The organism is Williamsia sp. z71 (assembly GCF_059553375.1).
In genome coordinates this window covers 392,074-412,049 of sequence record NZ_JCANWX010000003.1, presented here as the reverse complement: position 1 = coordinate 412,049, position 19,976 = coordinate 392,074, and the positions used below count along the sequence as shown (strand labels likewise).

Annotated in this window: 19 protein-coding genes; 6 read left to right on the top strand and 13 right to left on the bottom strand. The window is 64.0% G+C overall.

All coding sequences use genetic code 11. From position 1 onward, the window contains the following. Positions 1–270 precede the first annotated feature (270 nt). The 5 genes from AC51GR_RS10100 to AC51GR_RS10080 form a co-directional block, all read right to left on the bottom strand. A complete protein-coding gene (locus tag AC51GR_RS10100; protein WP_496324490.1) occupies positions 271–882 on the bottom strand; it encodes a response regulator transcription factor in 612 nt (203 codons plus the stop codon). Beyond that, positions 879–2,009 (bottom strand): sensor histidine kinase, encoded by a 1,131-nt coding sequence (locus AC51GR_RS10095; protein WP_496324489.1) that lies wholly within the window; start codon positions 2,007–2,009, stop codon positions 879–881. Before AC51GR_RS10095 ends, AC51GR_RS10100 begins: the two co-directional genes overlap by 4 nt. Positions 2,010–2,113: 104 nt before the next feature. After that, complete coding sequence (locus tag AC51GR_RS10090) at positions 2,114–2,410, bottom strand: putative quinol monooxygenase (protein WP_482136657.1); 297 nt, start codon at positions 2,408–2,410, stop codon at positions 2,114–2,116. Positions 2,411–2,471: 61 nt separating this feature from the next. Continuing rightward, positions 2,472–3,260, bottom strand: coding sequence for an ABC transporter permease (locus AC51GR_RS10085; protein ID WP_496324488.1), 789 nt, complete (start codon positions 3,258–3,260; stop codon positions 2,472–2,474). Continuing rightward, on the bottom strand, positions 3,257–4,180 hold the full coding sequence (locus AC51GR_RS10080; RefSeq protein ID WP_496324487.1) for an ABC transporter ATP-binding protein: 924 nt from the start codon (positions 4,178–4,180) through the stop codon (positions 3,257–3,259). The genes AC51GR_RS10085 and AC51GR_RS10080 overlap by 4 nt, the downstream gene beginning before the upstream one ends. 176 nt (positions 4,181–4,356) lie before the next feature. Between AC51GR_RS10080 and AC51GR_RS10075 the strand changes: the two genes are divergently transcribed. Then, the gene (locus tag AC51GR_RS10075) at positions 4,357–5,310 is read left to right on the top strand and encodes an alpha/beta hydrolase family protein (RefSeq protein WP_496324486.1); all 954 of its coding nucleotides are present in this window, start codon (positions 4,357–4,359) and stop codon (positions 5,308–5,310) included. 154 nt (positions 5,311–5,464) lie between these two features. Here AC51GR_RS10075 and AC51GR_RS10070 read toward each other — a convergent pair whose 3' ends face one another. After that, positions 5,465–6,676, bottom strand: a complete 1,212-nt coding sequence (locus AC51GR_RS10070; protein WP_496324485.1) for an HNH endonuclease — start codon at positions 6,674–6,676, stop codon at positions 5,465–5,467. Positions 6,677–7,660: 984 nt separating this feature from the next. On the opposite strand from AC51GR_RS10070, the gene AC51GR_RS10065 reads away from it, so the two are divergent. Further along, on the top strand, positions 7,661–8,473 hold the full coding sequence (locus AC51GR_RS10065; RefSeq protein WP_496324484.1) for an SDR family oxidoreductase: 813 nt from the start codon (positions 7,661–7,663) through the stop codon (positions 8,471–8,473). Positions 8,474–8,610: 137 nt separating this feature from the next. On the opposite strand, the gene AC51GR_RS10060 is transcribed toward AC51GR_RS10065, so the two are convergent. Next, positions 8,611–9,495, bottom strand: coding sequence for a LysR family transcriptional regulator (locus tag AC51GR_RS10060; protein ID WP_496324483.1), 885 nt, complete (start codon positions 9,493–9,495; stop codon positions 8,611–8,613). Between the two features lie 85 nt (positions 9,496–9,580). Between AC51GR_RS10060 and AC51GR_RS10055 the strand changes: the two genes are divergently transcribed. Then, on the top strand, positions 9,581–10,825 hold the full coding sequence (locus AC51GR_RS10055) for an MFS transporter (protein WP_496324482.1): 1,245 nt from the start codon (positions 9,581–9,583) through the stop codon (positions 10,823–10,825). Here AC51GR_RS10055 and AC51GR_RS10050 read toward each other — a convergent pair. From AC51GR_RS10050 to exaC, 4 genes are all read right to left on the bottom strand, one after another. Continuing rightward, positions 10,761–11,912: an HPP family protein gene (locus AC51GR_RS10050; RefSeq protein ID WP_496324481.1), complete on the bottom strand. Its 1,152-nt coding sequence runs from the start codon at positions 11,910–11,912 to the stop codon at positions 10,761–10,763. The two genes, AC51GR_RS10055 and AC51GR_RS10050, sit on opposite strands and share 65 nt — an antisense overlap. A 134-nt stretch (positions 11,913–12,046) precedes the next feature. Beyond that, positions 12,047–13,276 (bottom strand): glucose-1-phosphate adenylyltransferase family protein, encoded by a 1,230-nt coding sequence (locus AC51GR_RS10045; RefSeq protein ID WP_496324480.1) that lies wholly within the window; start codon positions 13,274–13,276, stop codon positions 12,047–12,049. 50 nt (positions 13,277–13,326) lie between these two features. Continuing rightward, positions 13,327–13,737, bottom strand: a complete 411-nt coding sequence (locus AC51GR_RS10040; protein ID WP_496324479.1) for a DUF779 domain-containing protein — start codon at positions 13,735–13,737, stop codon at positions 13,327–13,329. A gap of 53 nt (positions 13,738–13,790) precedes the next feature. Next, a complete protein-coding gene (gene exaC / locus AC51GR_RS10035; protein WP_496324478.1) occupies positions 13,791–15,314 on the bottom strand; it encodes an acetaldehyde dehydrogenase ExaC in 1,524 nt (507 codons plus the stop codon). A gap of 166 nt (positions 15,315–15,480) precedes the next feature. Between exaC and AC51GR_RS10030 the strand changes: the two genes are divergently transcribed. From AC51GR_RS10030 to AC51GR_RS10020, 3 genes are read left to right on the top strand one after another with little or no spacing between them, the layout of a single operon-like run. Then, positions 15,481–16,149, top strand: a complete 669-nt coding sequence (locus tag AC51GR_RS10030) for a hypothetical protein (protein ID WP_496324477.1) — start codon at positions 15,481–15,483, stop codon at positions 16,147–16,149. Positions 16,150–16,202: 53 nt separating this feature from the next. After that, complete coding sequence (locus tag AC51GR_RS10025; RefSeq protein ID WP_496324476.1) at positions 16,203–17,381, top strand: alkaline phosphatase family protein; 1,179 nt, start codon at positions 16,203–16,205, stop codon at positions 17,379–17,381. An 18-nt stretch (positions 17,382–17,399) separates the two neighbouring features. Continuing rightward, the gene (locus tag AC51GR_RS10020) at positions 17,400–18,200 is read left to right on the top strand and encodes a UbiA family prenyltransferase (RefSeq protein WP_496324475.1); all 801 of its coding nucleotides are present in this window, start codon (positions 17,400–17,402) and stop codon (positions 18,198–18,200) included. Between the two features lie 85 nt (positions 18,201–18,285). On the opposite strand, the gene AC51GR_RS10015 is transcribed toward AC51GR_RS10020, so the two are convergent. Both AC51GR_RS10015 and AC51GR_RS10010 read right to left on the bottom strand, forming a co-directional pair. Next, on the bottom strand, positions 18,286–18,615 hold the full coding sequence (locus AC51GR_RS10015) for a hypothetical protein (RefSeq protein ID WP_496324474.1): 330 nt from the start codon (positions 18,613–18,615) through the stop codon (positions 18,286–18,288). A 21-nt stretch (positions 18,616–18,636) separates the two neighbouring features. Next, on the bottom strand, positions 18,637–19,818 hold the full coding sequence (locus AC51GR_RS10010) for an RHO alpha subunit C-terminal catalytic domain-containing protein (RefSeq protein ID WP_496324473.1): 1,182 nt from the start codon (positions 19,816–19,818) through the stop codon (positions 18,637–18,639). Positions 19,819–19,976 lie beyond the last annotated feature (158 nt).

The following is a 19,976-nucleotide window of genomic DNA, read 5'->3' as shown; positions in this document are numbered from 1 at the left end:
AAACCTAAAGACCCGGTTCACCTGCACTTATGTGCCTGTTGGGCCACCCCGCATGCTCTAGCCAGCGCCGTTGCTGACCACAGATGATCGCTGATCATTGCACGGAGGATCACCCCGGCAACAAACATCGAATTATTTTCTCACGCCACCCTCGCCGGATTGAAATCGCTCCCGGCAAAAACCCGCCCTATCCCCTCCTCCGGGGGCGATTCCCGCAGTTGCCGAACCCCCAGGTGTCGGCTACATCACTATCGGCAGGCTGTCCGGGGATCAGAGCCATCCATGCTGCTGAGCAACTTGGGCGGCCTGGAGCTTGGATCCGGTGCCCGTCTTGCCGATCGCGCTGGAGAGGTAGTTGCGCACGGTTCCCGCCGACAGGTGCAACTGGGCGGCGATCTCGATGACGGGCGCACCTGTCATCGCCAGCCGCAACACGTCTCGTTCCCGGCCGGTCAGCGGGTTGCCTCCCGCGGTCAGACTCTCGGTAGCGAGCGTCGGGTCGATCACCCGCAGTCCGGCGTGGACCCGACGGACCGCATCGGCGAGGTCCGCCGATGGGGTGTCTTTGACGACGAACCCCGAGGCGCCGGCCTCGACGGCTCGGCGCAGGTATCCGGGTCTGCCGAACGTCGTCACGATCAGGGTTCGGACGCTCGGCAGTTCACGCCGCAGGATGCTCGCCACTTCGATTCCGTCGATACCGGGCATCTCGATGTCGAGCAGGCAGACGTCGCAGGCGTGGGCCCGGGCCTGTTCGAGCACTTCGTCGCCCCGGCCCACCTCGGCGACCACGGTCAGATCCGACTCCAGGTTGAGCAGTGCCGCCAGGGCTCCGCGCACCAGAGCCTGATCGTCGGCGAGCAGCAGTCTGATCTCACTCAATCGGAGCCTCCTCGTTCGACCGACACCCGCACAGCCGTGCCGTCCCGGGTTTCGAGGACCAGTACACCGCCGACCGACTCCACCCGCTCCCTCAGTCCACGCAAACCGTTGCCGATACCTCCCCCGGCCTGGCCGACACCGTCGTCGACCACGCAGATCATGGTGGGCGAGAGGGTGACCCGACATGACGTCGCCATCGAGTGGCGGACGACGTTGGTGATGGCCTCACGCAGCGCCCAGGCAAACAGGGTGCGGTTCTCGAGGTGGACGACGGTGGTGTCCACCGGGAGTTCGGGGATGATCTGCGCGGCGGTCAAAGCAGTACGCGCCGAGAGTAACTCGGAATCGAGGTCGGGAGAACGCAAGCCGCCCACGGTTGTCCGAACCGCGGCGAGCGCCTCGCGTGAGATCCGGAGCAGGTCGGCGATCTCGACCTTGGCGGCAGCGTGATCGACATCGACCAGCCGGCCGGCGAGTTCGGCCTTGATCGTCATGACGGTCAGCGAATGACCGAGTATGTCGTGGACATCGCGCGCCACCCGTTCCCGTTCCCCGATGACGGCGAGTTGTTCGTCGAGCCGACGGGCAGCCGCGGCGGCTTCTCCCCGGAGTTCTTCCCTGGTTCGGAGCATCCGCACCGTCAGCAACACCGGGCCGATCACCAACAACATCAACACGATTCCGGTGTCGATCTGCCAGTCGCCGAGCACTTCGGGCACCAGCACGGCGGCGCCCATCAGTAGTACGCATATCGCGACGGCGGCCGGCAGGGGAAAGGCGAAGGCCGCCAACGCCATCAGATAGGGCGCCAGCGCAAAGACCTCTTCGTGCAGGATGGTCGTCAATGTGCCCGCGATGGCGCCCAGCACCACGAAGCCGGTGAGCGCGGCCCAACGGCATGTGCCGGCGGCGCGGTCCAGGTCGATGATGACGTACACGCAGGACAACAAATAGCCCAGCGCGAAGACGCTCAGGGCGACGATTCCGTAGATCCGCTCGGCAACACTCAGCGATGACGACGTCACGATCTCCGCGATGGGATATGCCAGAAACAACAACCACACGGCTGCGAAGGGCCAACGCCCGTCGCGCCAGGCCCGCAACCAGTCATTCGTCAGTCTCGACATCGGATTGTCCTACCGAGACAGCGATCTGGCCGGGCCGACGCGGTGCGGACGGTCAACGAGACCATCCGCACCGAGAGACCAGATCTTCAGCCCAGCGGCAGTATTCAGATATCGCTGTCGGCCTGGTAGACGGTCAGAGCCGGACGGCCTGCCAGCAACGGTCCGAGATCGGTGATCGCACCCTCGCCCGCCCGGAACTCCCGGTATTTCGCATCGTGCTCGGCGGATGCCCAGCGTTCAACGGCCAGAAAGTGAGCTGGGTCGGCCTGATCGATCAGCACCTCGACGCCCTCGCATCCTTCGAATGCCCTGGTTTCTGCTAGAACTCGCTTCATCACGGTCCTGGCATCGTCGAGGGATTCGGCCTTGAACTTGAGATCGAGAAGTGCGATCAATGACATGTTGATGTCTCCGCTTTCTGATGGATGTAATTGTTGCCCACTTGAACTTACCTACTGGCACCTATTGGCGTGTGGTGCTTTTGCGGTAGAAGTGGATCGCGGCGTATCCGAAGATAGCGGCCCACACCACGATGTTGGCGAAAACCACGAGCAACGAGATGTGATCGCCGTCCGCGGTCTCGCCGCCGGTGAGTGGATAGTTCGCCAGTGTCCCGATCCCGAACATCGGGGTGAACATCGCGAACGTGAGCATTGCACCCTTGACAGGGAGGAACAGTCCGCCCGCAAAGGCCAGCAGGGTCAGGACGCCACCGAGCACCTGAGTTGCCGCGTCGCTACGCAAGGCAAATCCGACGGCCAAACCGAAAGCCGCGAACAGCGACGATCCGAGCCAACCGAGCAGAATCGAGAGAATCCACAGCCCCACCGGCGCTTTGGCACCGGTGAAGACACCGACCACCGAGAGCAGAGCCAGTGGCATCGCAGCCACCGCCAGGGAAACGATGACCTTCGACAGCACGTAGCCCGCCGAAGTCAGCGGAGTCATCAACAGTGTTCGGGTCCACCCGGCCTGCTGCTCGATTGCAACCGATGCAGCTGTGGTTGTGGTGGCCAGGATCGCACCGTAGACCGCCATGTGGATCAGCACGTAGGCGGCGGTGTTCGCGCTACCGATCTTGTCACTGCTGTCCGAGGAGGTTGCACCGAAGATCACATACATCAGAGTCGGAATCGCGATGGTGAACATCAGCGCTCGCCGGTTCCGCAGTAGCCGCTGCAGGTCGAGGCTTATGTAGGTCAGGGAAAAACCGCGCAGGATTCCACCGGCGGGTGGAGTGAGGGTGGTCATCTGTTGATCCTCTCGGAGTTCTGCGGGTTTTCGCTGGTGAGCGCCACAAAGGCGTCTTCGAGATTGTGTGAGTTGATCTCGACGTCGCGCGCACCGGTTTCGGTGAGGAGATATCGGGCGAGGACATCAGAATCCTGGGTACGCAGGAAAACTCGGCCCCCTCGCTCAGAAACATCGCTCACATCAGGAAATGCTGCCCGCGTACGGGCCATGTCGTCTGTGCCGAGCACCGCCGAAACGCTACGGCCACTGGCCTGCGCCCGGATGCTCGCGGCAGAACCGTCGGCAACAATCCGGCCGTGGGCCATCATCACGATGCGGTCGGCGAAATCGTCGGCTTCCTCGAGGTAATGGGTCGCAAACACCACGGTTCGCCCATTCTTGGCATCGGCTCGCATCGTGGCCCAGAATGTGCGGCGCGATTCGACATCCATTCCGGCGGTGGGCTCGTCGAGAACGATCAGATCCGGGTCCGGCAAGAGTGCCAACGCGAACTTCAATCGCTGTTGTTCACCGCCAGAACATTTAGAGACCTTGCGCTCGGCAATAGCGGTGAGCCCCGCCCGTTCCATCACCTGGTTGTACGAGCTCACACCGAAAGAGGCTGCGACAACCCGTACGGTTTCGGCAACAGTGAAATCGGGGAGTAGCCCACCGGTTTGCATCACCGCGGCAATTCGTCCGCTGCCTGCGGCGACGGACGGTTTGAGGCCGAAGATGCTGATGTCACCCGACTGCGGTCGGGACAGTCCGAGGATCATGTCGATGGTGCTGGTTTTACCCGCCCCATTGGGGCCGAGAAAAGCCACCACCTCCCCGGCATTGATCCGCAGATCAACCCCATCGACGGCTCGCACTGGCCCGCCGGAAGACGTGAAGGACTTTGTCAGTCCACGCAATTCAATCGCTATTGTGCTCATGAGTTGATCCTCCGCCGCTTTCGGCGGGGCCTCACCCGTTCGATGTCACCAATCCGATATGACAAATGTCATTGCGCGAGAGCAACTCCCGAATCTTTTCAATTTATTGTTGTTAGCGATTATAAAACGGCGACCTTCTTGGCGCTCCCCCGGCCGTCCACGATTTACTTATTCGCATGAAGATATCCAGAACGGTCGCGGGTGCCATTGGATTCATCGGTGTGGTCGCCGTGACGGTTGCGTGTTCCGACGCGAATTCGTCGCCCGCTTCCACGCCCCCCTCTACTGCGGAGTTACTCAGCGACATCACCGTTCACCGGATTGCATATGACAACTCACCCAGTGCCGATCCCGACCAGAATTGGGGCGATCTCTATCTACCGGCCGGCGAGCAGGCGGTTGATTCGATACCTCTTGTCGTACTGATCCATGGCGGCTCGTGGAAGTCGCAGCTCGACGCCCAGACGATGCGCCCATACGCCCTTGACCTGGCAGAACGTGGCATGGCGGTCTACAACATCGAATACCGCCGCGTCGGCTCCGGCGGCGGTTGGCCCACCACCTTCACCGATGTCGCCAACGCGCTCGACTTCGTGCCGAACATCGACAAACAGTTTCCGCAGATCACCGTCGACGACGAGCTCGTGGTCGGCCACAGTGCCGGCGCGCAACTGGCGACGTGGGCAGGTACCCGAAACCAGCTGAACGTCAACGAGGTCGGCCACAGTCCGAAGTTTCGGCCGACCAGGGTGGTGTCCTTGGCCGGCCCGGTCGACATGGTCTATGCAGCCAACCACGGCAACGACCGGATCGTGACCGTACTGGGCGGGACGCCGCGAGAGGTTCCCGATCGGTACGCCTCCGTCGACCCGATCCAGAACATCGACGTCACCATGCCGGTGGTCGCGGTCCACGGCACAGCCGACACCCTCGTGCCACCGATCCTGTCGGAGCGGTACATCGAAGAGGTCGACCGCCGTGGCGGCATCGGCGAACTGGTCCTGCTGAAGGGCGAAGACCACGTATCCATCGTGAGTTCCGATTCGCCGGAGTACGACAACATCCTCGATATCATCACCGATTCCTCAGAGATGACCATCGCCGAACTCGACGAGTCATACGCGGACTAGACCGGAAATCGGTGCGATGGTGCTGCCGCCCGGCCCCTCCGGGCGGCAGCATATCGCTCGTTTCACACTGTGGAGTTGTCAAAGGGACCTGCGCGGTCCCGGCGAGAAGCTCGGGTGCACCAAGGGAAGTCAGTAGTTCAGGTCAGGCGGCGGGTCAGGCTGCCAGGGTCAGGGTGCGTCGGTTGTAGGCCGGTAGGGGTCTTCGTTGGGGGTCGATGTCAGCTGGCGGGATCATCCAGGGGTGTCCGTCGGAGCCCATGATCACGTCCCAGCCGGTGTTGTGGACGGCCATGTGGCAGGTGCGGCAGAGCAGGCATCCGTTCTCCAACGTGGTCAGACCGCCGTCCACGAAGTGCACGATGTGGTGGCAGTCCGACCAGCTGGCATGGCCGCCGCATTTCACGCAGCAGACGTCGCGGATGATGATGGCTTTGCGGACCAGACCGGTGAACAACCGTTTCGGTGGGCTCAGATCGACCGGGACGTCCTGCCCATCGAGGGTGATCGAGGTGATCGCCGAATCACAGGCCAACGCAGCAGCAGTCGCCTCGGTGACCGGACCCATCCACGGCAGGGTGGCGGCCTCGGGATGATCTGCGGGCACGGTCACCATCACCTCGGTGCGAGGCGCCGACACCAACGTCTGTCCACCACCGCCGCAGTCCAACAATTGATGCAGCGCATCAGCGCGGCGTTGGGTCGGGGACCGCGGATCATCCGAGCCGTCGGGTTCAGGATGTGCCCGGGACCAGCGATCCAACGCCGAGTGCAACTTCTCCCCGATCACCGCATCCACATCGAACGTGCCGACACAACGGCCCTCTCGGGTTTTGTATTCGAGGCTGTTCAACGACCGGTCTTCTGCCGGCGGCGGACCACCGGAGTCCTTGGCGACCTCGTTGCCCAGCGCTCGGGCTGCGGCGCTGATCTCTGCAGGTGCCGCTCCGGAGATGGCGTGGTTCAACAGTTTCCGCTCGAACCCGACCTGCTGCTCGGCGGTGACCGGATCTTCTGACCGCCCGACAACATGCGCGACACCTTTGACCACCGCGTCCACGTACTCAGAGGACAGGAATCCGTCGCGTGAATACCCGGCCGTGCGATCCAGACCCGCCAAACCCGGCCCGATCCGCAGCCACCGGTACGCCGATGCCGGCGCTGCACCGTTGGCTTGCAGCAACTTTGATGTCGTCGACCCGGACTTACGGGCGATCCCCGACTCGTCGATCACCGCCGCACACACTGCAAGTTGATGCTCAGTGGCGTTGCGCAGCGTGATCAGATCTTTCACCACCCCCAGCACGACATCCGCGTCGTCGGGTATCGGCAGGTCAACCAGATCGTCGACCATCTCGAGTAGTCGCATGGCACAGCACCTTCCAACGGGAACACGAACCGGGAACGTCGGCCGGGGTGTGTCTGCGGGGAAGGCGTCAGATACGTGATGCGTGCGGCCGATTGACTCCACTGTACCCATTCGAATACATGTTCGCAAGGGTTTCTTCTCGAGGTCCAGTAAGTTCGACGAACGAGTTATCGTGCGTCGCACCAGGTTCCGGATACAGGCCCCGATACATCAACCAACTTCATCCCCGACAGACGCCGCCGAGGGCACACTTCCCTCCACGCCTTACCCCCGGGACAAACTTGGCGATTCGATCCTCTACGCCACCTTCGAAGGCCCGATCCAGTCCCGAGACGATTCGATATGCACTGGCCCGCATCTGAACTGTTCCGTTCGTCTCGTCCGCCGCAGGAATCACATACCGACAGACCACCGGCCAGTAGTACTTGGCGTCGAGCGAAGCGCGCAGCAATTCCGAACGCGCGAAATCAGGTCAAGTCCTGCTCGCGCTGCGGACAGCCCGGCCCCTGACTGACCCGTCCGCGTTGATGGTGGCGATCACGGAGTGGTTCACTCGCGTACCCACCCGAGAACATCGCCCACATTCGGTCCCCACATGGGCCACCAAGGGAAGATCTCCCTCCACGCCCACTCCCGGGGACGAAGTTGGCGACCAAGTGACCCGAAGCAGCATTTCGATCACCTTCTCCGGTTCGGAGATCATCAGATCGTGGCCGGCGCCGAGGGTTCGCGGTGCAGACGATGTGCGACTGTGAGATCTTGCGCGTCACTGATTCGTTGTGCAACAACAACTTTTGCTCGAAACAGGCCCACGAGCGCGGGGTCAGTTTCGGTTGCATCCAGGCGAGTGGGCATGGCGGATGCCCGACCAAGGCAGTAGCGTGCAGAGCATCGGCGATTGGTTCGCACAGACAGTCCGGTCGATCGTCGACAGGTCAGAGGCGTAGGCAGCCTGGCCACCAACGAGTACACAGGAGCGCAGTGATGGACAAGAACGTGCTGGTGATCATCGGTGTCGGCGGGATGGGTCTGGCAGTCGCCCGCAGACAAGGCCCGGGCAAGCACATCCTGCTCGCGGACTTCAACACCGAAACTCTTGCTGCCGCAGCCAGAACCCTCACAGACGAAGGCCACTCGGTGACCACCCAGCAGGTTGACGTCGGGACGCCCGAATCGGTGGCGTCCCTGGCCGACACCGCAGCCTCACTCGGGTCCGTCACCGAGGTGGTCCACACCGCCGGACTTTCACCCACACAAGCGGATTCGGAGTCCATCCTCAAAGTGGACCTCCTCGGCGTCGCACTGTCGCTCGACGCCTTCGGGCAGATCATCGCTCCCGGTGGTGCCGGTGTGGTGATCTCGAGCATGGCCGGGTACCTCGGAGGCGGGGGCCTCGACGGAGAGCAGGAGAAGGCTCTTGCCCGCACCCCGACCACCGAGCTCTTGCAACTTCCGTTCCTCAGCACCGATGTGGATCCGGGTCTGAACTACTCCATTGCCAAGCGCGCCAACACTCTTCGCGTGCAGGCAGCGAGCGGACAGTGGGGTGCACGCGGAGCCCGCATCAACTCAGTCAGCCCCGGCGTCATTTCCACCGCCATGGGTCAGCAGGAACTCGCCGGCGAAAGCGGCGCTGGTATGCGCATGATGGTCGACCTCTCGGCCACCAAACGGCTCGGTACCCCCGACGACATCGCTGCCGCCGTCGCGTTCCTGCTCGGCCCCGGGGCGACATTCATCAGCGGTATCGACCTCCTCGTCGACGGTGGCGCCGTCGCAGCCGTGAAGTCGATGTAGCAGCCGCCAGTCCCTCCGCCGACCGTGCCCTAGTTGCCGTCGACCGTGCCAAAGATGCTCAAGCCGCCGAGTTTTCGGCCCGCTCGACGGTCATTTCGGCCCGCTCGACGGTGATTTCGGCCCGCTCGACGGGGGGTTCAGGGGTCTGTCGACCGGGCCCACTCGGTGACGAAATCCCGGAATCGAGATGCCGCCGGACTCATCGCGCTGTCGCGTTTCCAGATCAGCCCCACCTCGCGGGATGTCTCCTCACCGACGAACGGGATGAGCACCACCCCCGGGGGCAGCTGCGGATTGCCCTCGACCGGAAGGATCGAGACCCCCAACCCGGCGGCCACCAAACCGGCAACTGTCCCGAGCTCGGTGGTCTCGAAGGTGATGTCGGGCCGAAAATCTGCGTCGGCGCAGAGTTCTTCGAGAATCCGCCGCATCCCGTAACCCTGCGCCACCGTGATGAACGACTCCTCACTCGCCTCCACAACGGCTATCTCGTCGCGCACCGCCAGCGGGTGGTCCGCGGGCACCGCCAGCGCCAACCGCTGGCGCATGATCGGCGACCACCCGACTTCGGTGGTGAGCGGACGCGGCGACACGATGGCCATGTCCGCCGGCCCGGTGAGCACCCGCTCGATCACCGGATCGGCGGCGCCCTGCGTGAGAGTGAATGACACCCTCGACGACCGTTCGCGGCGGAAGTCACCAATCAGGCTCGGTACCAGCCAGACTCCGAACGAATGAAGAAACGCCAGGTCGATGGACCCTTCGACCGGGTCGGCCAGTTGGGCGATCTCATACCGTGCGGTGTCCATCTCGGCCACCGCGCGACGGAGATGGCGAAGGTAGATCTCGCCGAACGCATTGAGTTGGAGCCGTTTGGCATGCCGGTCGAACAGCGCCACCCCGACCTCACGCTCGAGGCGGCCGAGCATGCGCGACAGTGTCGGCTGGGCCAGATGGAGTCGACGGGCCGCGGCCGAGACATTCTCCATCTCGGCGAGCGTGACGAACCAGTCCGCTGTCATCGGTGCTCCTTATGCAGTTTGCGCATTAGTGAACATCATATGATTCATTTCCTATTTGGATCGACCCCATGGAACCGTAGACACAGTGAGCGCATCCGACACATTCGCCCCACAGTCCGCCGGCTACCGCCTCGGCGAACCGGGTTATCGGCGAGCCTCGCTCGCCCTTTTCTCAGCCGGCATGGCGACCTTCATGACCCTCTACTACGTGCAGGGGCTGCTCCCGATCTTCTCGGAGCACTACCGCGTCTCACCGGCCACGTCTGCTCTGGCCATCTCGGTCTGCACCGGCCTGCTGGCCGTCGCCATCATTCCGGCCAGTGTGTTGTCCGAACGCTTCGGACGGGTGCGGGTGATGTCGATATCAGCGGTGAGCGCCGCCCTGCTCGGACTCGTGCTGCCCTGGAGTCCCACCTTCGAGGTCTTGCTCGCCGGCCGGGCGATCCAGGGTTTGCTGTGTGCGGGCGTACCCGCCGTCGCGATGGCGTACCTCGCCGAGGAGATCGACGGGCGGTCACTGGGCACAGCGATGGGAACCTACGTCGCAGGCAACACGATCGGCGGCTTGGCCGGACGGATGATCCCCACCCTGGCGATCGACATCACCGCCTGGCAGTGGGCGCTCCAGTTGACGTCTCTGGTGGCCCTGGGCTTCGCGGTGGCGTTCATCAAATTGGTACCCGGATCGAGCAATTTTGTTCCCCAACGTGTTTCGCCCCGGACAACGCTACGCAACCTGGCCGGCCACGTGCGTGACACACCACTGCTCTGCCTGTTCGGTCTGGCGTTCGTCCTGATGGGCGGATTCGTCACCATCTACAACTTCCTCGGATATCGGTTGATCGCCGGCCCTTTCAACCTGCCGGTGACCCTGGCCGGGCTGGTCTTCATGCTGTATCTGTCTGGAACGATCTCGTCCGCCGTCGCCGGCCGCATGTCCGACGCCTGGGGTCGGCGTCGGGTGCTCATCGTCGCCATCAGCGTCATGATCACCGGCCTGGCACTGAGCCTGCCCGATTGGTTGCCGACCGTCCTGGTCGGCATATCCCTGTTCACAGCAGGCTTTTTCGCAGCGCACTCGGTGGCGAGCAGCTGGGTCGGGGCGCGCGCCACACAACACCGCGCAGAAGCATCATCGCTCTATGTACTCGGCTACTACCTCGGGGCATCCGTGGTGGGCGCGCTCGGGGGTCTCGCATACACCGTCGCCGGATGGGTGGGTGTGGCCGGATATGTTGCCGCATTCCTACTCGTCGGCGTCATCCTCACAGTGGTGCTGGTCCGATCAGTGTCTGCCGTGCCAGAGCTGCGATCAGGTCTGTCTGGGTGACGATGCCCGCCAGCATCCTGCCGTCGAGGACCGGGACTGCCGCGCAATCACTTTCGGACAGCATCGGCAGCAATGCAGCGACCGGCGTGGTCGGTGAGGCGACGGCCGGTTCGACCGCCATGAGGTCACGCGCCCTGATGACCTCTCCGCGGCGATCGGCCCACCGCAACGTCGGCTTCCCGAATCCACCGCGCGCCTCGGGATCCTGGAGGCGGACGATCAAATGGATCTGAAAGACGACCCCGAGGAACACACCGCGATCGTCGACGACCGGAAGTGACGTGAACCCGTGCAGCCGAAACAGTTCCGCCAGATCGTCCAGTGTTGCCTCCGGCGGCACCGTCACCAGGTCCCGCGACATCACGTCGTCGGCCGTCAATGGTCCGGTTCGGTGCGTCGCGGCCTGCAATTCCGCCGCACCGATCAGCCGGGCCAGGTCGGCGACACCGAGGTTCAGGGTCTGCCGGTAGTGCTGGAGGATCCCGGACAGTTCGTCCTCGCTGAGTCCGAGTCGCTCCGCGGGAGGTGGAGCGGCATCGAACTGCCGCAGCGGATAGTGCCTTCCGGTCATGCGTCCATAGGCGGCTGCGAGAACCACGAGTAGGACGGTACCGACCGCCACCGGCACGAGGGCGAACCGGAAACCCAGCGCCTCAACAGCATCCGGAGACAACGCGGCCGTCATCGCGACCGCACCGGCGGGCGGATGCACAGCACGTACCAGGACCATCGCGGCCACGGCCAAGCCGACAGACAGAGCGACCCGCAACGTCGCATCGGACACGACCATCGTCACGGCCACACCGACAATCGCCGAAACCGTGTTCCCGACCACCGCTGACCACGGTTGCGCCAGTGGACTGCTCGGGGCGGCGAACACCAGGACCGCGGTCGCACCGAACGGAGCGATCATGTAGAGCCCGAGTTCGGGATCGACGCCCGGAATCAGGAGCAACAACCCGACCACACCGAGGCCGGTCAGGACACCGAAGCCCGCACGAAAGATCTCGCGCGGCTGTCCCGTGGCAGTGGCGGGGCCCAGACCGCGGATCACCGAACGGAAACCGGCGGATGTGGGACCTGCCACGCAGCGACCAGTACCCACTCTCGAGCTTCCTCCCGAACAGGGTGCAACCCTTGCCATGCGCCGCCACGGCGTCGCCTTCGTCGGCAGAATATGTGACCGGCCTCAGACCTGTTCGCCCGCCCCGGAGATCGCGATCATCGGAGCCTGCGACCAGGGGCCACCCTCTCCCCCAGTGCCACCCGTACGTTCTTGGCCACTTTGACGTCCATGCCGACGATGGTGATCTTCTCACTCGGTACGGGACGGCTACGTGGGCGTCCGCCGACCGCAGCCCCCTCCCCGATGACCACCCGCTCATCAATGATCGACCAGTCGACCGTCGCGTTTGTTTTGACGATGCTGTCGGCGAAGACGATCGAGTCGAACACTTTCGCCCCCCGCTCGATCACCACTCCTGGCCCGATGACACTGCGCCGCACCTCGCCGAACACCTTCGCCCCGCCGCTGATCATGCTGTCGACCACCTCGGCGCCGTCGGCGATCCGGGCGGCGGGGCGTTGCGGCTGGCGGGTCAGGATCGGCCACCGCGCATCCGCCAGATCGATGGTGCCGTCGATGAGGTCGTGATGGGCCTGCATGTAGGTTTCGGGGCGGCCGGCGTCGATCCAGTATCCCGGCATCCGATGCACGACGGTCTTGCCCCGATCGACGAACCACGGAACCAGGTGTTCGCCGAAGTCTCCCAGACCGGTGTCGCCCTCGTCGGACCCCTCTTTGGTGCGAGAGATCAACTCTTCCAACGCTTCCACGAGCACCTTCGGGTCGTATACGAAGATCTCGGCCGCGATGACGCTGGTCGTGGGCCGGTCGGGCTTGTACGCGAACCCGGTGACCGTGCCGTCTGCGCGGGCGGTCACCGTGGCATGCGCACCGGCTTCTTCGCGCGTGCAGGTCGTCGTGACAACGGTGCATTCCGCGCCGGCGTCCCGATGGGTGTGCAGCGCATCTTCGAGATCGAACGAGTAGACGTGATCGGCACTCATGACGATCACTTCTTCCGGCGCCCGCTCGGCGATCTGGCCGCGGATCCGATAGAGAAGGTCGGCGTTGCCGGTGGCGAAACCGTCCTCGGTGGCGTCGTCGCTCGTCTGTTGCGGGAGCACGAACCGGAGTCCCCCGGACGTGCGGTCGAGGTCCCATGGGCGACCGCCCGCAACCTCATCGAGCAGCGAATGTGCCTCGTACTGAACGCACAACCAGACTTCGTCGATTCCGCTGCGGTGCAACGTCGACAGCGGGAAGTCGATCAACTGATAATTTCCGCCGAATGGCAGTGCGGGTTTGGCCCGGCTCTCGGTCAGCACATCCATCCGGGAGCCCTTGCCGCCGGCCTGCACGATCGCCACCACTTCTGATCTGCTCATACGGATCAGTGTGCCCACACTGCCCGAATCCGACACACCGCCCCCGGCGATCAGGTGACGTCGGCTCCCGTCCGCGGCGGACAGGCGTCGAGCCAGGTGTTCTCGGCTTCGTCGAACACCCGGGAGCGGGCCAGGAAACGAACACCTTCCGGTGCTTCCAGGCTGAACCCGGCGCCGCGACCGGGCACCACGTCGAGGATCAGCTGGGTGTGTTTCCACAGTTCGTACTGGTCGCCCTGAATCCAGACCCGCACCGCCGGAAGCGGTTCGGGGAGCTCGATCTCACCCAGCAGCACATCTCGACTGCCGACACGAAACTCCCCTGCCGGGTAACACATGGGCGCACTGCCGTCACAACATCCACCGGACTGGTGGATCATGAGGCCGCCGTGGAGCTCCGACAACTTGGTCAACAGCTCCACGGCGGAATCAGTCGCGACAACTCGATCAGCAGGAGTCATCACAGATCACTTTCTGACGAAATTGCTTGTCGCGCTTGGTCATGCCTGACGGGTCAGAAGAAGCCCTTGGCATCCTGAGCGTAACCCACCAGCAGGTTCTTGGTCTGCTGGTAGTGCTCGAGCATCATCAGGTGATTCTCGCGGCCGATGCCGGACTGCTTGTAGCCGCCGAACGCCGCGTGTGCCGGGTAGTCGTGATAGGTGTTGGTCCACACCCGACCGGCCTGGATCTCGCGTCCCGCACGGTAGGCGGTGGCGCCGTCGCGTGTCCACACACCGGCACCGAGACCGTAGAGCGTGTCGTTGGCGATCGACATCGCATCGGCGTAGTCGGAGAACTTGGTCACCGACAGCACCGGACCGAAGATCTCCTCCTGGAAGATCCGCATCCGGTTTGTTCCGGCGAAGATGGTCGGCTGGATGTAGTAACCGCCGGCGAGATCGCCTTCGAGCGTGACGGTTTCACCACCGGTCAAGACCTCGGCGCCTTCTTCTTTGCCGATCGCCAGGTACGAGGCGATCTTCTCGAACTGGTCATTCGAGGCCTGCGCACCCATCATGGTGTCGGTGTCGAGCGGGTTGCCCTGCTTGATCTTCTTCGTCCGCTCCACCGCGAGGTCGATGAAGTCGTCGTAGATCGATTCCTGGATCAGCGCCCGGCTCGGGCACGTGCACACCTCGCCCTGGTTGAGGGCGAACATGGTGAAGCCTTCCAGCGCGCGGTTCCGGAAACCGTCGTCCTGCGCCATCACGTCGGCGAAGAAGATGTTGGGGCTCTTTCCGCCGAGCTCCAGGGTCACCGGGATGATGTTCTCCGAGGCGTACTGCATGATCAGGCGTCCGGTGGTGGTCTCACCGGTGAACGCGATCTTGCGGATGCGGTTGCTCGAGGCCAGCGGCTTGCCCGCCTCCACACCGAATCCGTTGACGATGTTCAGCACACCGGCGGGCAGCAGGTCCTTGATCAGGTCGACGAGGAACAGGATCGAGGCTGGCGTCTGCTCGGCCGGCTTGAGGACCACCGCGTTGCCCGCGGCCAGCGCCGGAGCCAGCTTCCACACGGCCATCAGGATCGGGAAGTTCCACGGGATGATCTGGCCGACAACGCCCAGTGGCTCGTGGAAGTGATAGGCGACGGTGTCTTCGTCGATCTGGGAGAGCGAACCCTGCTGAGCGCGCAACGCGCCGGCGAAGTAGCGGAAGTGATCGATGGCCAGCGGAATGTCGGCGGCAAGGGTTTCGCGAACGGCCTTACCGTTGTCCCACGACTCGGCGACGGCGATCTTCTCGAGGTTCTCTTCCATGCGGTCCGCGATGCGGAGCAGGGCCAGCGAACGCTCGGCAACCGACGTCTTGCCCCAGCCGGGAGCGGCCTTGTGGGCGGCATCGAGTGCGAGGTCGATGTCCTCGGATGTCGACCGGGCGACCTCACAGAACGTCTTGCCGGTGACCGGCGACGGGTTCTCGAAGTACTGCCCCTTGACCGGTGGCGTCCACTGGCCGCCGATCCAGTTCTCGTACCGTGATTCGTAGTTCATCACGGCGCCGGGTGTTCCGGGGTTGGCATAAACGGTCATGCTGAGCTCCTCATTCGCCTAGTTGCCTATGGGTGACCAGACGCGCGGCGTTCGACCACCCATGTGACCTGAGACACAGGGTACGAGTGCTTCCGTTGCATCCGGGTTGCAACGACGATCTTCGGTGCTCAGAGCCCCTTTCCTTCGGCAGGGCTACTGTGATGCCGTGATCCGCCACTCAGCGCGTACCGAATGCTGGGGGTTTGCGATCGGGTCGACACTCTTCGCAGTGGGCTCGGCACCGGGATTCGCCGAGTGGGCCGGGTCGGCGGTGACCAACAGCTCATTCTTCGTCGGCTCGTGGTTCCTCACGTTCGCCGCGTTCGTCCAGCTGCAACTCTGCGGGCGATTGCGCGGTGCCGCGAAACCCATCAGCGGGTCGCAACGGACCGGACGAGACGTCCACATCTCCGAATGGTCATCCGCGGCGGTGCAGGTGGCCGGCACCGTTGCCTTCAACGTCAGTACCGGCGCCGCCTTTGCGGTGCACTCGATCGTCGACATGGACCGATACGTCTGGCGGCCGGACGTCTACGGCTCTATCGCCTTCCTCGTCAGCTCGGGGCTCGCGGTCTTTGCTGTTCGCCTCTACCGGCGCCGCGACGAACCCGATGCACCCGGTTGGTCGGCGACGATCCTGAACACCGTCGGCTCGGTCGCGTTCGGCTTCTCCGCGGTCGGTGCATACGTGGACGCCTCCGGTGAACCGATCAAGCCACTGCTCGACCAGGGCGGCACCTTCATCGGCGCCCTGTGCTTCCTGGCCGCATCCCTCATCTCTCTGCCGCGAGGCACAGCGTCTCTGCCGCGAGGCACAGCGCCGGCGTCGCAGTGACCTCCCCACGCCGCGCCCGCAGCATCATCGCGCACACGTTAGCGTGATCGACGATGAGTGATCTCGATCCGCGCCACAGCCTGCCGCCCCTGTCCGCCGTCCTCGAATCGATGGCGGCCTCCCTCGGTGCCGCCGACCTCGACAACCACCTCAAGATGGTGCCCGCGCACTCCGCGACGCTGTTGCTGATCGACGGGCTCGGTGCGGAACTCGTTGCCGCGCATCCACGCGATGCGCCCCACCTCAACGCCGCAGCACTGGACAACTCCACCACCGTGGCGGCCGGGTTTCCCGCCACCACCGCGGTCAGTCTGACGAGCCTGTCCACCGGACGCGCGGCGGGCACACACGGCATCTTCGGGTACACGTTCCGCGCCGGTGCCGGTGGACTCAAACCGGAAGCGCCGATCCTCAACTCCCTGCGCTGGTGCGTCCACGGCCACCACGACCACGGACTGACGAAGACGGTCGTACCCGAGGAGTTTCAGCCCACCGCAACGATCTTCGAGAAATGCCGGGCGCAGGGTTTCACCACCCGGCAGATCGTGCCCGCGATCCATATCGACTCCGGGTTGTCGCGGGCAGCGCTCCGCGGGGCCGACAAGATGATCGCGGCCGAGCACCTCGCCGATCTGCGGGCCGCCATCCTCACCGAGATGTCCACGTCCGCAGCCACCCTCGGTTACGCCTACTACGGCGGACTCGACCTGGCCGGACACATCGACGGTCCCGGTTCGGATTCCTGGCGCGAACAGCTGCGCCTGATCGACACCATGGTCGGCCGGCTAGCCGAGCAGCTGCCGGCGGGCCGGGCCCTGGTGATCACCGGCGATCACGGCATGATCAACACCACGCAGGGGCGTTTCGACATCGACCTGCACCCCGAACTCACCGCGGGCACCACCGCCATCGCCGGCGAGGCCCGGGTACGCCACGTGTATGCCGAAGCCGGTGCCGCAGCCGATGTCCAGACCGCCTGGCAGAGCATGCTCGCCGACCGGGCGACCGTGCTGACCCGGGACGACGCGATCGATGCCGGCTGGTTCGGTTCCTCGGTCCGTGGCAATGTCCGCGTTCGGATCGGTGACGTGGTGGCGGCCGCCCGCGGCGACACCGCCATGATCCGTTCGGTGGTCGAGCCTTTCGAGTCCAAGCTTGTCGGCAACCACGGTTCGTGGGACAGTGCCGAACAACTCGTTCCCGCGATCGTGATCCGAGGCCGCGGCCGATAGACGGAGAGGTGCAGGCCGATGGCGATGAAACCGGCGGCCGCACTGCTGGCGGCCGGGCACGTGGTCCCCTCGGCAGCGGTGACGTTGCTGACCGCGGCGCTCGGTGTGGCCATCGGTCTCGACATCGGTTCCCTGGCCGTGTTGACGGTGGCCCTGTTCAGCGGTCAGCTCCTGATCGGCTGGAGCAACGATCTGATCGATCTCGACCGGGACCGGCAGGTCGGTCGGGCCGAGAAACCGCTGGTGTCCGGCGATCTGAGTCCGGCCACCGCGAGGACGGCCGTGGCGGCCGCGGCCGTCATCTGCGTGGTGGCCTCGATGGCATGCGGTCTCGCGGCGGGAACGGTGCACCTGGTCTTCGGTGTCGGCTCCGCCCTTGCGTACAACTTCGGACTCAAGGCGACGGTGATGTCATGGCTGCCCTACTTCGTCGCCTTCGGTTCGCTGCCCGTGATCGTCACGTTGACCGCGGATCCGAATGAGCTACCGCCGCCGTGGATGATCGTGGTCAGCGGTCTGCTCGGGGTCGGGGGCCACCTGCTCAACGTCGCACCCGACCTCGGCGACGACGACGCCACCGGCGTTCGGGGACTTCCGCACATCCTGGGCGCCCGACGCATCCCGTACGTCGCAGCGGCCCTGCTCGTCGGTGCAACGGCCATCGCGGTGATCGCGAATTCTCAGCTGCTGTGGATGTGGGCGGGCCTGGCGGTGGTGGTTGTCGTGGCACTGGCGACGATGCGGGGACCGGGCCGCGTTCCGCTGTACGGCGCCATGGCCATCGCCGCAGTCGACGTCGTCATGCTGGTGCTGGCCTGACGGCATTCCACGGCGAGAAGAAGTGAACCCGCGGTAGCCCTGGATGTTTCGCCCGCCGGTGACAACAGCCGTGCTCACGCCCATGTCAGGGAACCGGTTCGATGACGGCGTCCATGCTTGCCGCACCGGTGTCCGGTACCCGGGGTTGGTGCCATGCCTCGATCGGGAAAGACACGTTGATCAACGAATACGTGAGCAGCAGAAGCCGATACGCGTCGTCGGGCAGGTCGTCGAGGGGAAAGGTGTCGAGGTACTCGGCTGCCTCGCCGAGGCGCGGAAACGCAGCGTCATAGAAATCCTGGAGCTCGACCATCGTGCTCGACAGTCGTTTTGCGTAACGGTCACCCTCGGATTGCAGTGCCCAGTCGGCAAAGGGCTCCAGATCGGCGAAGGCAGCGGGAAGTGTGTCGGACATGGTTTCGGACTCCTGAGATCGCTACTGATGGACCGCTGGTGCAGGTGCCGGCTCGGCGCGGCGGCGAACTTCCTCGACGTAGCGCTGCGCCGACGAATGCAGGTGTCGCAGAAGCACTTCCTGATCGTTGAGGGGAAAGCGTGACACCGCTCGCGTCTCGAGCATGGCCTGGGTCGCTTCCAGGGTGTTGCAGTCCTGCAGGCTGAACTCCTTGAACGTGACCGCCGCCAACTCCTGACGCATGCGGTCCGAGGCCGTGACCGGCGGTGCCATGTAGAGCGTGCCCTCGAAGATGTGCTCGTTGTATGCGGTCGGCCAGTAGTGATAGGTCAGGTACCAACCCGGTTCCCACACGACAATCATGAAGTTCGGGAAGAAGACGTAGGAGTCCAGACCCCAGGACCGATGTTTCGTCGGGTTGAGTCCTGTTGGCAGCGAGGAGAGTTCGGGGATGTCAGGCTTGTCCCATGGACCGAAGTTCCCGCTCCGCAGAACACGTTCGGTCGGCTTCACCATCATCGGGTCTTTCGGCGGCGCCATGCCGCCCCACGATGACACCATGCCGTGAGGGCCGTCGATGTCATAGTGAAGCGCCTCGAATCCGTAGCTCATCAGCTTCTTCGATTCGTCGGACACATACTGTTTCGAGTGCAGTACCGGCGCGTGATAGAACTCGGCGAACGCATCGATGTACAGCTTCCAGTTGCTCCGCACATGCGACCGGAACTTGTATACCTGGGTCAGTTTGCCGAAGGGATATCCCTTCATGCCGGCAGCGAACCTGCCGAGATAGTCGTCCAAGTTCCGCGTGTCGTCATCGTCGAAGTTGACGAAGACAAAGCCCTCCCAGATCCCGACTTGCACTGGGGTCAAACCATCTTCGACGCTTTCCAGATCGAAGGCTGCATTCCGCAGAAACGCGAACTGCCCGCCTATCGCATATCTCCAGGCACGCAGGCCCCCGTCGTCACCACGGACGACAACAACCGATGCGCGGACCGCGTCGATGGGCTTGGTGAAATACGAGCCGGCCGTCTGCGCCTGCTCGACCCTTCCGACGTTGAGCCACGAATGACCGAAGACGGCCTCGCGCTCGATTTCGAAGTAGTCGGCACTGATCGAGTCGTCATACGACATCGGTCCGGTGTCGATACCGAAGTGCTCGGTCCAGCTTCCCTCTGGCGGTTTCGGAAAATGTGCCATGCGTGGGGTGTCCTTCCCGACATCGCCAGATGACGATGGATCTGTTGTGCAACAGGCGAAATCAGCTCGACAACAAGGCTCGGCCGTCCGTCACCAAGGACTGTCAATAAGATGACCGGCGGTCAAGTTAACGGTTTCCGTAGAATATGGACCGGCGG

What these genes read in the sequence shown, in the direction of transcription:
- AC51GR_RS10095 (WP_496324489.1), bottom strand. Translation starts at nt 2,009, where the DNA reads ATGTCGAGACTGACGAATGACTGGTTGCGGGCCTGGCGCGACGGGCGT.
- AC51GR_RS10090 (WP_482136657.1), bottom strand. Translation starts at nt 2,410, where the DNA reads ATGTCATTGATCGCACTTCTCGATCTCAAGTTCAAGGCCGAATCCCTC.
- AC51GR_RS10085 (WP_496324488.1), bottom strand. Translation starts at nt 3,260, where the DNA reads ATGACCACCCTCACTCCACCCGCCGGTGGAATCCTGCGCGGTTTTTCC.
- AC51GR_RS10080 (WP_496324487.1), bottom strand. Translation starts at nt 4,180, where the DNA reads ATGAGCACAATAGCGATTGAATTGCGTGGACTGACAAAGTCCTTCACG.
- AC51GR_RS10075 (WP_496324486.1), top strand. Translation starts at nt 4,357, where the DNA reads ATGAAGATATCCAGAACGGTCGCGGGTGCCATTGGATTCATCGGTGTG.
- AC51GR_RS10070 (WP_496324485.1), bottom strand. Translation starts at nt 6,676, where the DNA reads ATGCGACTACTCGAGATGGTCGACGATCTGGTTGACCTGCCGATACCC.
- AC51GR_RS10065 (WP_496324484.1), top strand. Translation starts at nt 7,661, where the DNA reads ATGGACAAGAACGTGCTGGTGATCATCGGTGTCGGCGGGATGGGTCTG.
- AC51GR_RS10060 (WP_496324483.1), bottom strand. Translation starts at nt 9,495, where the DNA reads ATGACAGCGGACTGGTTCGTCACGCTCGCCGAGATGGAGAATGTCTCG.
- AC51GR_RS10045 (WP_496324480.1), bottom strand. Translation starts at nt 13,276, where the DNA reads ATGAGCAGATCAGAAGTGGTGGCGATCGTGCAGGCCGGCGGCAAGGGC.
- AC51GR_RS10040 (WP_496324479.1), bottom strand. Translation starts at nt 13,737, where the DNA reads ATGACTCCTGCTGATCGAGTTGTCGCGACTGATTCCGCCGTGGAGCTG.
- exaC (WP_496324478.1), bottom strand. Translation starts at nt 15,314, where the DNA reads ATGACCGTTTATGCCAACCCCGGAACACCCGGCGCCGTGATGAACTAC.
- AC51GR_RS10025 (WP_496324476.1), top strand. Translation starts at nt 16,203, where the DNA reads ATGAGTGATCTCGATCCGCGCCACAGCCTGCCGCCCCTGTCCGCCGTC.
- AC51GR_RS10020 (WP_496324475.1), top strand. Translation starts at nt 17,400, where the DNA reads ATGGCGATGAAACCGGCGGCCGCACTGCTGGCGGCCGGGCACGTGGTC.
- AC51GR_RS10015 (WP_496324474.1), bottom strand. Translation starts at nt 18,615, where the DNA reads ATGTCCGACACACTTCCCGCTGCCTTCGCCGATCTGGAGCCCTTTGCC.
- AC51GR_RS10010 (WP_496324473.1), bottom strand. Translation starts at nt 19,818, where the DNA reads ATGGCACATTTTCCGAAACCGCCAGAGGGAAGCTGGACCGAGCACTTC.